Origin of the sequence: Porticoccus sp. W117, assembly GCF_030341905.1 — a bacterium.
Classification (GTDB): domain Bacteria; phylum Pseudomonadota; class Gammaproteobacteria; order Pseudomonadales; family Porticoccaceae; genus SCSIO-12696.
Genome location: NZ_JATAAF010000003.1, coordinates 74,169 through 89,388 on the forward strand (window position 1 = coordinate 74,169; position 15,220 = coordinate 89,388).

Below are 15,220 nucleotides of genomic sequence, written 5' to 3' on the forward strand. Positions count from 1 at the left end.
GGGTGTTTTAAGGTGACGAAAAAAAGCCCCGGCAGAAAATTCTGTCGGGGCTTTTGCTGGTTGCAGGGTTTACAGGTCGCGTCCCGGTGTCCAGGGAGCGTCCACTTTATCCAGCGCTTTTTCCAGCTCCACCAGTTTACTGTCGCTGGCTTTCAGCATCGCCGCCAATTGCCGGTATTGTTTTTCGGCAATTTGGTAGGCACTGCGGTGGGTACCCATAGGGGCTGCCTGTGAATCCCAGTGGCTGCCGGGAATGGAACCGATGCGTTCACTCAGACTCATGGGAGCCTTCTCGTTGGCGCCGGTTTTGATGCTGTCGCCATTCAGCAGTCGCTTGGCGACACGCAGCTCTGCCTGAATGGCACGCGCTTGCTGGGCCAATGTCTCGCCAGCTGCCGGAGTCAGGTCGATGGTTTTCAGCACGTGTTTGAGGCGGTTATCCATCTCGTTCAGGTATTTGCCCGCCGCAATAATATCGCTGTGCAGCTCGGCGGTCTGTTTCTGGAAGGCCTGCAGTGCCGGACGGTCATTGGTGGTCAACACGCCCACATTAAGCTCGGTAAGGTTAAAGCTCTGTGGTTGGGACAGTGTGCTGACGCTACCTTTGTGGCGCTGCATCAACTGCACCTGGTAGCTGCCGGTGGTGGCCAGTGGCGCATCCGGTGTATGACCCCAGGGGCTGCCGGGGCCAGGTTGCAGTTCCACCGGTTTGCGGGATTCCAGGCGGAAGTCCCAGGCAACACGATGCAGTCCCTTGCCATTGTTGGCATTTACCCGGCGAATAACGTTGCCGTTGGCATCACTCACTTGCAGCCAAACACTGGGTGCTTCTTCGTCCGCTTCTGCTTGCAGGGCGCCCCAGCTGGGGTAGGGGGTGTCCACGCCGTCTTTTTGTTGTTTTTTCTCGTTCGCTTGACGGGTTGCCTTGGCGGTTTTCAGCCCATCACGCAGGTAGTAGCTGAAGATCACGCCGTAATCCGGGTTGGGGGCCACAAAGAAGTTGTCGCCCATCATACCCTTGTCGCTGGAATAGCCACCCCAGCGGCGGGTTTCGATGTAGATGGGCGTATCTTTGACCGGGAACAGAGTAGCGGCGTTGTTTTTCAGGTCGCTCTCTTGAGTGCGCAGCGGGCTGTAGTCGTCCAGCACATAGATGCCGCGGCCAAAGGTGCCCACCAGCAGGTCGCTTTCCCGGCGCTGGATTTCCACATCACGTACGGCGATGGTAGGAATACCCTTCAGTTGCTTCCAGCTGCCGCCGCCATCCTGGCTAAAGAACAGGCCATACTCGGTGCCCACAAACAACAGATTGGGGTCAACGTGGTCTTCGACAATGGTGTGTGCGGTACCGCGCTCCGGCAGGTTGGCGGAAATGGATTGCCAGCTCTTGCCGCGGTTGCTGGATTTCAGCACATAGGGTTTGGCGTCGCCGCGTTTGTGGTTGTCGAACACCGCGTAGAGCACGTCTTTGTTGTGGCGGGAGAACTGCAAATCTTCCACCAGGCTCATGCCCGGCACGCCTTTGAATTTGTTGTAGCGGGCCCAGTTTTCGCCGCCGTCGTTGGTGACGTGAATCAGGCCATCGTCGGTGCCAACAGCAATCAGACCTTCCTGCAACGTGCTTTCATCCAGTGCGATCAGTGAACCGTACACGGAAGTGGAATCGTTTTTGGCGATGGCGTCGATGCTCCACACCCGGTCCATTACTTCCAGCTTGTTGCGGTCGAGGCCGCGAGACAGGTCGCCGGATACTGCAACCCAGCTTTCGCCACGGTCGTCCGAACGGAACAGCTTCTCGGCGCCGTAATACAGGCGCTCGTGGTTGTGGGGGCTGATCAGCAGTGGCGAGTTCCAGTTCCAGCGCAGGGCGTTTTCCCCTTCTGCTGGTTGTGGCGTGATATAGACTTTTTCGCGGGTTTGGCGGTCGATGCGCGCCAGGCCGCCGTATTGGTATTGGGAGTAAACAATGTCCGGGTTGGTGGGGTCGATGGCTGGATCAAAACCGTCGCCGCCCAGGGTAACCCACCAGTCGGCATTGGTGATGCCTTCCACTGAGGTATTGCGCACGGCAGTGCCCAGGGTGTTGTTGTCTTGAGTACCGCCGTACACGTTGTAAAACGGCAGGTCGTTGTCGGTAGCGATGCGGTAGAACTGGGTGAGTGGCAGGTTGCGCAGGTGGTTCCAGTGTTGGCCGTTGTCGAAACTCTCGTAAATGCCGCCGTCGCCACCGATGCGCAGATGGTTGCTGTGCTCAGGGTTGATCCACAGGGCGTGGTCATCCACGTGGCGCGCCTTGATGCCCAGTTGCGCAAAGGTTTTGCCGCCGTCCAGAGACACTGTGGTGAAAGTATCCAGCACAAACAGCTTGTTGGCGTTGTGCGGGTCCACCACTAATTCGTTGTAATACTGAGGGCTGCTGGCCAACTTGCTGGAACGCTTTTCCCAGCTTTCGCCAAAGTTGGTGGTGCGGTAGATGCCTTTATCCGCATCGTTGGCCTCGATAATGGCGTACACCGTTCCGGGTTCGCTGGGCGCTGCGATCAGGCCAATGCGACCCAGTTCACTGCCGGGCAAGCCGCCGCCCAGTTTGCGCCAGGTTTTGCCGCCGTCATTGGATTTGTGCACTCCAGAGCCGGGGCCGCCATTGATCAGCGTCCACACGTGACGGCGGCGCTGGTAGGAGGAGGCGATCATTTCGTCCGGGTTGTCAGTGTTGATCACCACTTCGTTGATGCCGGTGTATTGGTCGATGTCCAACACCCGCGTCCAGCTGTCGCCACCGTCTTCGGTCAGGTACAGGCCGCGATCACCGCCGTTGGACCATAACGGCCCCTGGGCGGCGACAAACACCCGGTCGCTGTTGCGAGGGTCGATGACAATCTGGCTGATGTGACCGGATTTTTTCAGGCCCAAATGCTTGAAGGTTTTGCCCCCGTCCACAGATTTGTACACGCCATCGCCATCGGCCACCGAGCGCTGGGAATTGTTCTCTCCGGTGCCCACCCAGATGACTTCGGGGTTTTTCGGATCCAGCTCCACCACGCCGATGGCGTAGGATCCGTAGTTGTCGAAAATAGGCGTCCAGGTAGTGCCGGCGTTTTCGGTTTTCCATACCCCGCCAGAGGCCACGCCCACGTAGTATTTGTGGGGTTGGCCCGGCACCACGGCCAGGTCGGAAATCCGCCCGCTGCTGTGCGCGGAGCCGATATTGCGCAGCTTGAGGCCGGAATAGGCAGACGATTCGCCCCCCTTATCCGCCACTGCGGTGGTTGCCAGGCCCAGTGACATACCAAATGCCAGGGCAGTAATCAGTGTTTTCATTTTTTCCCTCCAGCTCCTAATAAACGTTTTCTTGAACTAATACCTTGTTGAAGCAGTACCTTATTGCACCTTAGCCGCCAGCCGCTTGTGTTTTTGCCAGCGTTTGTAGTGCATTAATGCGAACAGATAAATCCCGGTGAGCCACAACACCAGCAACACAATGCCGGAAGGCAGGAACAGCCCCAACTTGGCCCAGTCCGCAAACCAGCTGCCATCGTGAATGGCTTCGATCACATCGGAGCGGCGCTTGGCCAACAGCAACAGTTCGCCGCTGTGGGTATCGATTTGTGCTTCCCAGTTGTTGGCGGCGACAAACTTCACCACCCCTTTGCCGGGTTTTACATCCACCCGCTCTAATTCAGACCAGTGCTGCAGCTCCATCTCGGGAATGGCTTTCGCAATGGCGAATAGTTGATCAAAACTTTGTGTGGGAATGGCGTCTCTGTGTTCGCCTTGTTGGGTGGCAGGCTGTATCCATTCGATCTCTTTTTTCAGCATCAGCAAAATGCCGGTGCCAATGGTCGCCAGCAGTGGCAGGGCGATAATGATCGACCCCCAGTGGTGGATTTTGCGGTAGAGAATTTGTGACTTCATACAGACTTGATTTGGACAAAGACGCTATCCTACAGGCAGGGCAATTGGCGATACAATCGCCAACGACAAATGACTGTTAATAAAAATTGACAGGCGCCGATATAAATAACAATAAATGTTTTGGAGAGACAACGATAATGGACAATCAGCCCCTGGCCGAGGCCATGGAAGACATTATTCAACAGGGCGCTTTGGAGTTGCCCATGCTGCCTGCGGTCGCCAATCAGGTTATCCAGCTGACCATGAACCCGGAATCCTCCAGCGAGCAGTTGGCGGAATTACTGCAGCGGGATCAGGCTCTGGCTGGCCACGCCATGCGCATTGCCAACTCTGCCGCCTATTCGCCCGTCAATAAAATGGATTCCCTGCAGCAGGCCATCACCCGTCTGGGGATGCGCAGTATCGCCGAGATTGCCCTGGCCTCCACCCTCAGTGCCAAGTTATTCAAAGTGCCCGGCTACGAGTGGCGCGCCATTGAAATCTGGAAGCACTCACTGGCCACGGCACTGTGGAGCAAGGAAATTGCCCGCTTGCTGCGCCTCGGTACAGAGGCGACCTTTTTGGCAGGCCTGCTGCACTCTATCGGTCGGCCAGTGGTATTGCAGGCGGCGTTGAAGTTAACAGATAGTCTGGGGGTCGACCCCATGCCCAATCTGGTGCTGCAACTGGAAGACCACTACCAACAGCAAGTGGGCCTGAAAGTGTGCCAGGAATGGCAGATGCCAACACTCGTCATTGATACCATCAGTCAGCTGGAAAACAGCGAAGCCGCCAACCGCAGCAAAGACCCGGTTACAGTAATCCGTGCTGCCACCCTGTTTGCCCAGCTCACCGTTACCCCGGAACTGATGGATCAGGAACAATTGCGCAGCCACCAGGTAATGGAGCAGTTGGGATTATCTGAAGACCAACTTGATGAGTTGTTGGAAAAGGCCGAGGCGCTGGAAGGAACGTTGGCAACGATTGCCGGCTAGCTCTTGCTTTTTGGTCTACACCAAAACATAATCCCCGCGACTTCACCTAAGCGGTTTGAATATGACTTCGCTAGCCCAACCCGGCGTTCCGCCGACCATGGAAAATGTTGCTCAAACTACCCCGCCAATCGCTGCGTTTGACCTGGATGAAACCCTGGTTAATGGCGATTGCGCGCAGCTGTGGTTGGAGTTTTTAATGGAAGAAGGCTGGCAAATCGCTTCGGTCCATGACCAGTGTTGCCAGTTGATGGCGAATTACGACAACGGCTATATGGATATGGAGCGCTATATGGCGCTTTGGCTACAGCCGTTGCTGGGCAAGTCCATTGATGAGTTGTCGCCGCTGCTGAAAAAGTTTGTTGACCAGTGGATTGCGCCACGCATTTTTGCCGAGGCCCGCGATGAGTTGGAACATCATCGCGCCCAGGGGCATTTGCCGCTGATTATCTCTGCCAGCCCGGACTTTCTTGTTCAAGCCATTGGCCGCTTGCTGGATGTGTCCGATTGTATTGCCATCAAGGTGGCCCTTGAGAATGGGGTGATTGCCGGGCATTGTCATTACCCGATGAGTTACCGCGAAGGGAAAATTGACTGCCTGCAACAATGGCTGCAAATGCAGGATTACCCACAATTGAGCAAATCCGTGCGTTACTTCTACTCCGACTCCCACAACGATTTGCCGTTGCTGAAACAGGTGGCCAACCCTTGCGTGGTTAACCCGGATGCTCGCCTTGCCGAGGCCGCCGGGGGGCGTGGCTGGCGGGTTGCTCGTTGGGGGGTGAGTGCAGAGGTTTTCTAAGTAAAAGCCAGCGTCGCCTGGTTTTCAATTTGCAGGGCATCGTGGCGCCAGTATTCCTCGTCGTACTCAAATACCTGACCTTTGTTATCACTGATCACTCTCACCAGTTTCAACCCAAGCGCCCCTTCGTTGGTTTCCAGGCAGGCGGCATGGGGATTCAGCAGACAGGTGGTATCTACAGTGACATCGAACACCAGACTCTTCAGGTGAAAGTCGTTTTTCAAAATTCCAGTGATTGAGCTGGACAAGTCTTTCTGCTCCATGTCGGGCATGGTTTTGGGGTTAAACCACAGGCGCTCCACCAGCACCGGGCGCTCATCCACGGAGCGTACCCGAGTCAAGTGTACGGCGTGGGCTCGCGGATCCATTTGCAGAGCTTCGGCGATGTGCTGTGGTGGCTTGAGCTTTTCCTGGCTGACCACTTTGGTTTGCGGCTGAAAACCCTGCTCCGCTGCATATTGCAGAAAAGAAATGTGGCGCATGGGGTTGTAACGCAGCTTGCGCAGGCAAACAAACCAGCCGATGCGGTTCTGGCGGAAAATTAACCCTTCGTTTTCCAGTTGCGCCAGGGCTTGCCGCAGAGTGGGCCGGGTAATGGCGAAACGTTCACAGAGTTCTCTTTCCGTTGGCAGCTGTGCACCCGCCGCCAGCTCTGCGGAGCGGATCTGTTCGGTGAGCACATCGCGAACATAAGCATAGGCAAAGTGGCTGTTGGCATTTTTGGTCATCGGGCACCTGCATGTCCGTATTGGTTTGGTAACAATATATTTGCATTATGGGTTATCTGCTGTGTGGCTTAAACAATTTACTGGCAAAACACATCTTTTGGTCTAAACCAAGGCAAAAAACTATCATCATATTGTCATATACAAGGCTTACTATCCTCTCAGTTTATTGGTCTAGACCAAACTTAAGGGGAAAACTCATGTTCAATCAAATTCAATCCAGAGACGTTAACAAAAAGCTGCTGGTAGTTGCCATTGCTTCTACCGTTTGCGGTTACGCTGTTGCCGACAGCAGCAGTGATTCCAATATTGAGGAAGAAATTGTCACCACTGCCCGTGCACAATTGCTGGGCTTTGGTGAATCTCACGCCAACAACACCATTCGCCTGGAAGACATCAAGTCGCAAACACCGGCCAATGACGTGCTGAACTTTATCAACCGCCTGCCCGGTGTAAATGTGACCCAGGGCGACGCCATCGGCAGTAACGACTGGTCTACCCGTGTGTCTATCCGCGGCATGACCAATGGCCGCAGCGACAGCCAGGTTGGCTACATGGTTGACGGCATGCCCAACGGTGCTTCCAACTACGGTGGTGGCCAGAAGCCCAACCGTTATATCGACAGTGAAAACGTTGCTCGCATCAACGTGGGCCAAAACGCTTCTGATATCAGCAGCGCCTCCAACTCTGCACTGGGCGGCACTGTACGCTACTACACCGCTGACCCGAGCGAAGAGTTTGGTGTTAAGACGCAATTTACCGGTGGTGATGACGATCTGCAGCGCGGCTTTTTCCGCATCGACAGCGGCGAGATTGCCGACGGTCTGACCTCTTACCTGAGCTACTCCGAATCTTCGGTTTCTTCCTGGATTGGTGCAGGCTCTGGTGACTTCGATCGCCAGCACGCTGACCTGAAAATAGTGCGTGATTACGACGATGGCCTGACCATCAAGTTCAAGGGCTCTTACAACTACCGCAACGAGAACGATTTCGATTCCGTCAGCTTGCAGGACTTCCGCGATGATCCCACTACCGACGGTTTGGTGGATGTATTTGACTACGCGACCGTTGGCGATTTCCGCCCGGCCTGGGGTGGTACTCGTCGCGACAATGCCTTCTCTCTGGAAATCACCAAAGACAATGGCGACAGTGGCAAATTCACCATGACACCGTACTACCACCACCAGGCTGGTTCCGGTTGGTGGGCACCTCCCTACATCTGGTCCAAGCCCGACGGCCAGATTGAAGGCGAGCGCGGCCCCCGTGAATATTTCGCTAACACCTTTGCGCGCAATGCTGACGGCGTAATGACTGCGGCGGCTTCTCCGGTTGACGTTTCCGGAATTCCTTGTCTGGCGGGTCGTTACGATGGTGATGAAGTTGGCTTTGAGCTGAATCCAGCCTTTGATTGTGCCACTGCTGAGCGCGTTGCCACCCGCCGTCGCTCTGGTTATGCAACGGATCGCCTGGGCTTTACCGCCGAAAACGAAATGTATTTCGGCAATCACAAAGTGACCGTTGGCGCTTGGTACGAATATCAGGATCGCGACAACAGCCGCGAGTGGTTCCTGCTGGATCCCAACAATCCCGGCACCATCAACCCGTCGCAGGATGATCTGTTCCACCGGGACTTCGATCGCAACTTCGAAAGCGCCACTACTCGCTTGTACGTTGAAGATCGCATTGACCTGGACAAATTCGAAGTTACCGCCGGCCTGGTATGGCATCGACTGGATACCGAATATGTTGAGCGTTTGGAAAGCGAATCCCGCGAGCAAACCAGAGACGAACTGCTGCCCAAACTGGGTGTGGTGTACAACATGAGCGACAGCTCCGAGTTCTTCGCCTCTTACTCGCGCAACGTAAAAATGTTGTCAGAGGGTGTACTGGCTGCCGGTGATACTCGCCTGTTGAGCCCGGAGACGTCCGACAACCTGGATATTGGCTATCGCTGGAATGGCGACAACATGGGTATGGTTGTTCAGGTGTTCTCCCAACGCTTCCAGGATCGCCTGGGCGTGGTGAATATCGCGGCCCTTGGCGGTGACCAGTTTGCGGAAACAGCGGCTAATTTCCTCAACATCGGCGGTGTCGAAAATAACGGTCTGGAATTCGCCCTGTCCTACGACATTTCCGACTCTCTGAGCACGTACGGCTCCTACTCTTACCTGAGTGCCAAGTACAGCGAAACCGAAGGTATGGGCGAGAGCATTCGCGAAGGCGACCGCATCCTCAACGTACCGGAAAACCAGCTGTTTGGTGAAGTGACCTGGAGCCCGGAAGCGCTGAACAACAACCTGCGCTTGAGCCTCAACGTCAAGCACGTTGGCGAAGTGGTTGGCCTCAACGAGCAACGTAACGAAAATCAGCAAGTGCTGCGCGCAGAAGAAGTTCTGGATGCCTACACCCTGGTTGGTTTGTCGGCCACTTACGCGATGCAGGATGTGATCGGTCTGGAAGACCTGGAGTTCCAGCTCAACGCCGTTAACCTGCTGGACGAGCAATACCTGTCCGGCACCGACGGCGATCAGGGTGGGCGTTACTTCCTGGGTGCTCCGCAAACCCTGAGCCTGACCGTTCGCGCCAACTTTTAAATAAAAATATAACCCCCCTCGGACGACTTGCCCGGCAGGAAGCTGCCGGGCTTTTTTGTGGTTGGGAAATGGGAGGCAGTGAGCCTGAAAAAAACGTCATCTCCGCGAAGGCGGAGATCCATGGTGGGAAAATACGGGAGTCCAAATAACCACTGCGGTCTATGGATACACGCCTACGCGGGTATGACGGCGGAGAGTTTTCCGGGCAGTGGGCTACAGAGAAATTTCTCCGAGCGGCGTCGGGAAAAACAGTGTAATGATTTCCGTATCATCGGGCACACCAGCAGTGCGGCCATCTTCGGAAGGGAAGTTAGTGTCTATGGCAACGGCGAGGGTGTGCGGGTTGATAAGCGTCAGACATTCAATGGAATCAAACGGCATTGCAAAACGTTGCTGCTTTGCTCGGTTATAGCCGCCAATATTGTTGGGGTCGTTGATATTGAGCAGATCAACCAATAGCTTTTTCTTTAGCACACCGGTTTTATCCTTAGCGGAAAAGTCCACCAGATAGAGGCGTTTGATCTTTGCATTTGCGCCAAACTTACTGTCCCGTTCGATCAATACAAAACGCTTGTTGCCGACATTAACCATGTCCCCAATCACCACGTGATTGCTTTTTTGCGGGCCATCCTTGCGGTAGTGGTGAATTACATCGGTATAGGTTTGGCTGGCCGTATCAAACTGGTAGATACTGACCACTCGCTCATCTCCGGGGACCGGGCGAATAGTATCCACTTGCGGTGCTGCTTCCGGCACCACATACAGCATCCGTTGCTCATTGTCGAAGGCGATACTTTCAAAGCCCCGGCTGCTGCCGTGGTTGGCGGTGTCTGGCATGGCCAGAGCCATTGGGTGGTTGGGGCTGATTAATTGCGGGTGTGGTACGGGCTCATTCAGCAGCGTACCCTGTTGATCGAAGTGCAACAAAAATGGCCCAAACTCTTCCCCTACCCAATAGCTGCCATCGCTGGCTTGTGCGATGGATTCCACATCAAAATCGTACCCGGTAAGCAGGCGCTGGTTTCTGATATTGTGGTGTACTGCAATACCGGAGTCGCGGCCAACGCCGTCGCCAGATCGGTAATTTTGAAAATCTGCCGTGATTGGAAAATCAATGCCTCGGCCATTGCTCAACATCTTGTGGCGATCATTAAACGAGGTAAATGACAGGTTGGATACGGTGCCCGCTTGCCGGGAGCCATCGCCCTCGGTTTTGAAATTTACTTCAACTCGATAAAAGCCGAGCACATAGTCCGCTGAGTTGCCTTTGCTGCCATAGCCATTGTCGGGCATAGCAGTAAACGTTCCATCTTGATTCAGCAACAGGCCTGACCAGCCGGGAACCGGCTGGCTGCTAATAAAGGGGGGTTGTATGCCAAGCTGCGGGCTAATAAATTGCCCTGAGGTATGACCGGCAAGGCGCACGGTATGGCTCAAACTTGCCCAACCGGACAGTTGATGTACAACGGGGTATTCCGGCTGGGCGATGGCGTTATGGCTGCAGGCACAGGCAGCCACCAGTGCTCGCAAACAGGTTTTTAGCGCCATGAGTTATCCGTAAGTCAAACTGCCGTTTTTACGGGCAATACTCATTTGCCTGAGAATTTTTGCCTTGAAGCGGCGGTCTTTGACGTTATCGACAGTGACAAAGTCCACCTGAGCGCTTTCTCTGCTCAGCATCAATTTGACAAAGCCCCGGTGCAGGCAGTCGGTCCACACCACTTCGCGATTGTGGTCGGCCATCATCTGGTCGAGCTTGCGGGCGGCCTCCGGGCTGTAGGGCTCAAAATCCCCCGGCGAGGTAATGCCGGGGGCTCCCAACTCCACACCCATGGCGCGGCCACTGGCATCGAACAACTGATTGGCCCAAAAGGCGTGACTGTCGCCGGTAAGCACCAGAAAGTCGGAGACGCCCTGGTGTTGGGCGAGCTGATAAAGTCGCTCGCGAGCGGCGGGGTAGCCGTCCCAGGTATCCAGGAACAACGGCAGGTCTTGGGCGCCCACATCAATGTAGTAATCCAGTTCTTTCAGAATCTCGGCGGGCAGGTTGGCGGTGCCGGGCACTTTGCCGCGTATGTCGGGCATGTGGGTGCGCGCCATGGGGATCTGGTTGCCGATCAATTTCCAGGGCCGCTGCTGCGTGGCAGAGTCCGCCATGCTGTCGGCAAAAAATAGTTCCATCTCTGCGGAAATCATATTGCGCTTGGGGTTGCCGAGAATGTTCTTCAAAAATTCATCCCGTTGCTCGGCATTGTGAATATTGGGCAGGTGCTCGCCGTATTCAATTTGCTTGTCGCGACCCGTGTGGCGGGTTTCCAAAGTAGTCAACGAAGCCAGATCGCCAAAGGTAAAATGGCGCCACAGTTGTTCGCGCTTCATACCTTTGCCGGGCTCCCTGATTGGCATCCACTCGTAGTAAGCATTCACCGACGCCTCTTTCCTGGCAGACCAGTCTCCTTCAGCATCCGGTTGGTGATTCTGGGCGCCGTGCATATAGGGATTGTTGGCGCTTTCGTGGTCGTCCCAGGTGGGGATCAGCGGGTGGGATGCGTGCATCAGGCGAGAGCCGTGATCGCTTTTGTACTGACCGTGGCGGAGGCGGTAATCCTCAAGGGTGACAATTTCGTGGGGCGGAACATGCTCGCGCCCCAGCTGCCGACCGGTTTCTGCACTCCAGGCATTCTCCCCGCCGTACTCGTAAATGTAATCCCCCAAATGCAACACGAAATCCACATCCGGGTCGGCGGCGATCACTTCATAGCCGTTGAAATAGCCGAAGGAGTAATTGGAGCAGGAGGCGATGGCCAGGGTCAGTTTGTCCAAAGAACCACTGGGCAGAGTGCGGGTGCGCCCTGGCTCGGAACTGACGCCATTGCAGTGAAAACGGTAGTAGTAGGTGTTTCCCGGCTGCAGGTTTTGTACATCAATCTTGACGGTGTGATCTCGGGAAGCATTGGTTATCGCCGAACCTCTTTGAATCGACTGCTGCATGGCCTTGTCTTTAAACAGCTCCCAGGAAACTGGCGTGTCCCCCTGTGCAGACACCCGCGTCCAGATCACCACACTGTTGTGAGTCGGGTCGCCACTGGCTACTCCGTGAGAAAAAAGTTGGTTGCGCACAGGCTCCACCAGTGCCGCCAATACCTGGCTGCTCCAGCCTCCCAATACAACGCCGGAAGTAGTGGCGGCCCGCAAAAAGTGCCGTCGGGAAAGAGAAAATGTCATCGATAGTTATCCAATGATAGTTTTTGGTGTAGACCAAGATAGAGGCGGAGGGTGGCAGTTTTGTGACAGTCAGCTATTCAGTTGACCAAATGCTTTAACGTTCTATATCTGTGTTTTCGTATAGCATGGAGTCCGTGCTATCATGATCCTATGATCGTCTCGTTTAAGGACAAAGGAAGCGAAGATGTTTTTAATGGTACTGCCTCCAGGCAGGCCAGAAACATATGTCCTCAGTCTATTTGGAAGGTTGCGGGTCGCAAGCTCGATCAACTGGATTCAGTGACTCGTCTGGATGAACTGAAGATCCCTCCCGGTAATAATCTGGAACCATTAACCGGTGATCGCAAAGGGCAGCACAGTATCCGAATCAATCAGCAGTATCGCATCTGTTTTATCTGGACAGATTTTGGCCCGCAAGACGTGGAGATAACCGATTACCACTAAGTGGTTTTTTATTTAGGTGACACTATGGTTCACGTACCGACAAACAGAGAGCCCACCCACCCCGGTGAGATGCTTCTTGAAGAGTTTCTTTTGCCGATGGGCATTAGTCAGCGTGAGCTGGCGGATGCTATTCATGTTCCCTACCAGCGTATTAACGAATTGATTAATAAAAAGCGTGGGGTGACGCCAAGTACTGCACTGCGTTTGGCACGTTTTTTTGATATGTCCGCCGATTTTTGGCTCAGCCTGCAAATGCGTTGGGATTTGTATAAAGCACTGAAAACTGAGAAAGGCAGTTTGAAGGCTATCCAGAGTTGTCAGTACATTAAAAAAAGTGCTTGAGATAGAAAAAATACTAATTTATGGATGAACTGTATCGAGCTCCCAAGGCAGATCTGTTAGACCCTTCCAAGTTTGAAAGCCCAAGCTATAACCCCTGGCTTTCTATCTGGCTCCAGCCTCGGGCTACCATGCGTTTTGTTCTGCGAACCAAGTCTATCTATTGGGCATGGTTTTTGTTGTTGATTACTTGTATTCCCTCAGTGTTATGGGGGCTTGAAAGGCGGGACATACCATTAAATTACGCTGTGGTAGCGATTGTGGGTGTTGTTTTTTTTATCCTGTATTTTCTCTTATTTACCAGCATTATGTATGCTACCCGCGGCTGGGTTAAAGGTGGTGGTAATTGGAGAGGATTGTTTATTGCCGTTGGTTGGTCGAGCGTGCCTTTTATGTGGGGTATATTGATTGATCTGCCATACTGGGTTCTTTATAGCGGCACTGTGACACTTGATGAGGCGCTTTCTGAGAGCATTTTCTATGGGCTTGATGGCTTGACCTCTGTGATCAGTGTTTGGGGTACAGCAACATTGATATTTTGCGTAGCAGAAGTGCACAAAATATCTTTTTGGAAAAGTTTGCTGCACACACTTTTATCTACCATCTTTGCATTAATTCCAGTGGGTGGCTTGGCGTATTGGTTGTTTTTTCAGTATTTTATGTTCGCTGCGTAGCCATTATTTTTCTTTCCAAAACTCCGCATTTTTTATTCCCAGTTTTTCCGGTGAAAACTTAATCTCAGCCTCACCAGATTTTTTCTGCCTTTCATAATCCCGCAGCGCCTTAATCGCCGGGCGGCCGATAAAGAAAATAATAATCATGGCAATAACATTGACCCAGGCCATCAGGCCAACGCCGATATCCCCCAGCCCCCAAGCCAGGTTGGCGGCTTTGATGGTGCCGTAGAACACCATGGCGACCAGGCCGATTTTCAGTAACGTCATGGCGTGGGGGATTTTCAGGGTGCGTTCCATATAAGCCACATTACTTTCGGCGATGTAGTAATAGGCGAGCAAGGTGGTGAATGAGAAGAAAAACAGCGCCACGGCCACAAAGGGGTTGCCCACGCCGGGGGCCACGCTTTCGATAGCCAGTTGGGTAAAGGCGGGGCTATTGGCGTCTACTGAGGCGGCCAGGTTTTGAATCAGAAAGCCGCCGTCCGGGTTGTGTACGTTGTAAGCGCCGGTAATCAAGATCATAAAGGCGGTGGCACTGCACACAAACAGGGTATCGATGTATACCGAAAACGCCTGCACCAGTCCCTGCTGCGCCGGGTGTTTTACCTCGGCGGCAGCGGCGGCGTGGGGGGCAGTACCTTGCCCTGCTTCATTGGAGTAAACGCCCCGTTTTACGCCCCAGCCAATGGCAGCGCCCACTCCTGCCATGGGGCTCATGGCATCGCCAACAATCAGTGACACCATGGCGGGCACTTGGTCTATATGCATAACAATGATCACACAGGCGGCGAGGATATAAGCCAGCGCCATAAAGGGCACAACCACCTGGGTGAAATGAGCGATACGCTTAACGCCGCCAAACACAATGATTCCCAGCAGGGTGATTACGCACAACCCGGTGATCAGTTTTGTGGTGGTGATTTGCCCTAAAAACGTATCCAGTGTTGCCCCGGCTCCTACCGCCTGTTCCACCGCATTGCCAATAGCGTTGGACTGCACTGTGGGCAGTAAAAAGCCGCAGGCGACGATGGTGGCAATGGCAAATACCCAGGCGTACCACTTCTGGCCCATGGCTTTTTCGATGTAATAGGCGGGGCCGCCGCGGTACTGGCCGTGTTGCACTTCTTTATAAATCTGCGCCAGCGTGGCTTCCACAAACGCGGTGGCGGCACCAAAAAACGCCACCACCCACATCCAGAACACCGCACCGGGCCCGCCAAAACCGATAGCGGCAGCAACCCCGGCGATGTTACCGGTACCCACTCGGCCAGACAGGGACATGGTTAATGCCTGGAACGAAGAAATGCCTCTTTTGGAATCTTTGTTATTGACCAGCAGGCGGATCATCTCGCGAAACTGGCGCACTTGCACAAAACGAGTAGCGATGGAGTAAAACAAACCGGCAGCGAGAAACAGACCAATAAAGGCAGGGCTCCAGATAATGCCGTTAAGGGTGTCGACGATGTTTTGCATAATGGCCCGCCTTGGGTTAATTATTTTTGTTGGTCGAGCATAAAGAAGTGAAGTG

12 protein-coding genes are annotated in these 15,220 nt (G+C 54.1%); 6 read left to right on the forward strand and 6 right to left on the reverse strand.

Translation table 11 applies throughout. The features are described 5' to 3' along the window. Positions 1-69 precede the first annotated feature (69 nt). A complete protein-coding gene (locus QSV34_RS03755) occupies positions 70-3,321 on the reverse strand; it encodes a glycosyl hydrolase (protein ID WP_289152135.1) in 3,252 nt (1,083 codons plus the stop codon). A gap of 60 nt (positions 3,322-3,381) precedes the next feature. Then, positions 3,382-3,915, reverse strand: a complete 534-nt coding sequence (locus QSV34_RS03760) for a PepSY domain-containing protein (RefSeq protein ID WP_289152137.1) — start codon at positions 3,913-3,915, stop codon at positions 3,382-3,384. 137 nt (positions 3,916-4,052) lie between these two features. Here QSV34_RS03760 and QSV34_RS03765 point away from each other — a divergent pair, with 137 nt between their 5' ends. Both QSV34_RS03765 and QSV34_RS03770 read left to right on the forward strand, forming a co-directional pair. Continuing rightward, the gene (locus QSV34_RS03765) at positions 4,053-4,889 is read left to right on the forward strand and encodes an HDOD domain-containing protein (RefSeq protein ID WP_289152139.1); all 837 of its coding nucleotides are present in this window, start codon (positions 4,053-4,055) and stop codon (positions 4,887-4,889) included. Between the two features lie 61 nt (positions 4,890-4,950). Next, positions 4,951-5,688, forward strand: coding sequence for an HAD family hydrolase (locus QSV34_RS03770; RefSeq protein WP_289152140.1), 738 nt, complete (start codon positions 4,951-4,953; stop codon positions 5,686-5,688). Here the strand turns inward: QSV34_RS03770 and QSV34_RS03775 are convergent. Then, positions 5,685-6,416: a UTRA domain-containing protein gene (locus QSV34_RS03775; protein ID WP_289152141.1), complete on the reverse strand. Its 732-nt coding sequence runs from the start codon at positions 6,414-6,416 to the stop codon at positions 5,685-5,687. The genes QSV34_RS03770 and QSV34_RS03775 overlap by 4 nt on opposite strands. Before the next feature lie 197 nt (positions 6,417-6,613). Between QSV34_RS03775 and QSV34_RS03780 the strand changes: the two genes are divergently transcribed. Beyond that, positions 6,614-9,007, forward strand: coding sequence for a TonB-dependent receptor (locus tag QSV34_RS03780; protein ID WP_289152142.1), 2,394 nt, complete (start codon positions 6,614-6,616; stop codon positions 9,005-9,007). 213 nt (positions 9,008-9,220) lie between these two features. Here the strand turns inward: QSV34_RS03780 and QSV34_RS03785 are convergent, their stop codons facing one another. Both QSV34_RS03785 and QSV34_RS03790 read right to left on the reverse strand, forming a co-directional pair. Further along, positions 9,221-10,555 carry an esterase-like activity of phytase family protein gene (locus QSV34_RS03785; RefSeq protein ID WP_289152143.1) on the reverse strand — a complete coding sequence of 445 codons (1,335 nt, stop codon included), beginning with the start codon at positions 10,553-10,555 and terminating at the stop codon, positions 9,221-9,223. A gap of 3 nt (positions 10,556-10,558) precedes the next feature. Continuing rightward, on the reverse strand, positions 10,559-12,232 hold the full coding sequence (locus QSV34_RS03790) for an alkaline phosphatase D family protein (protein ID WP_289152144.1): 1,674 nt from the start codon (positions 12,230-12,232) through the stop codon (positions 10,559-10,561). Between the two features lie 150 nt (positions 12,233-12,382). Between QSV34_RS03790 and QSV34_RS03795 the strand changes: the two genes are divergently transcribed. From QSV34_RS03795 to QSV34_RS03805, 3 genes are read left to right on the forward strand one after another with little or no spacing between them, the layout of a single operon-like run. After that, a complete protein-coding gene (locus tag QSV34_RS03795) occupies positions 12,383-12,676 on the forward strand; it encodes a type II toxin-antitoxin system RelE/ParE family toxin (protein ID WP_289152146.1) in 294 nt (97 codons plus the stop codon). 24 nt (positions 12,677-12,700) lie between these two features. Continuing rightward, positions 12,701-13,018 (forward strand): HigA family addiction module antitoxin, encoded by a 318-nt coding sequence (locus tag QSV34_RS03800; RefSeq protein ID WP_289152147.1) that lies wholly within the window; start codon positions 12,701-12,703, stop codon positions 13,016-13,018. A 20-nt stretch (positions 13,019-13,038) separates the two neighbouring features. Next, positions 13,039-13,689 (forward strand): YIP1 family protein, encoded by a 651-nt coding sequence (locus tag QSV34_RS03805; protein WP_289152148.1) that lies wholly within the window; start codon positions 13,039-13,041, stop codon positions 13,687-13,689. 3 nt (positions 13,690-13,692) lie between these two features. On the opposite strand, the gene QSV34_RS03810 is transcribed toward QSV34_RS03805, so the two are convergent. Beyond that, on the reverse strand, positions 13,693-15,165 hold the full coding sequence (locus QSV34_RS03810) for an alanine/glycine:cation symporter family protein (protein ID WP_289152149.1): 1,473 nt from the start codon (positions 15,163-15,165) through the stop codon (positions 13,693-13,695). Positions 15,166-15,220 lie beyond the last annotated feature (55 nt).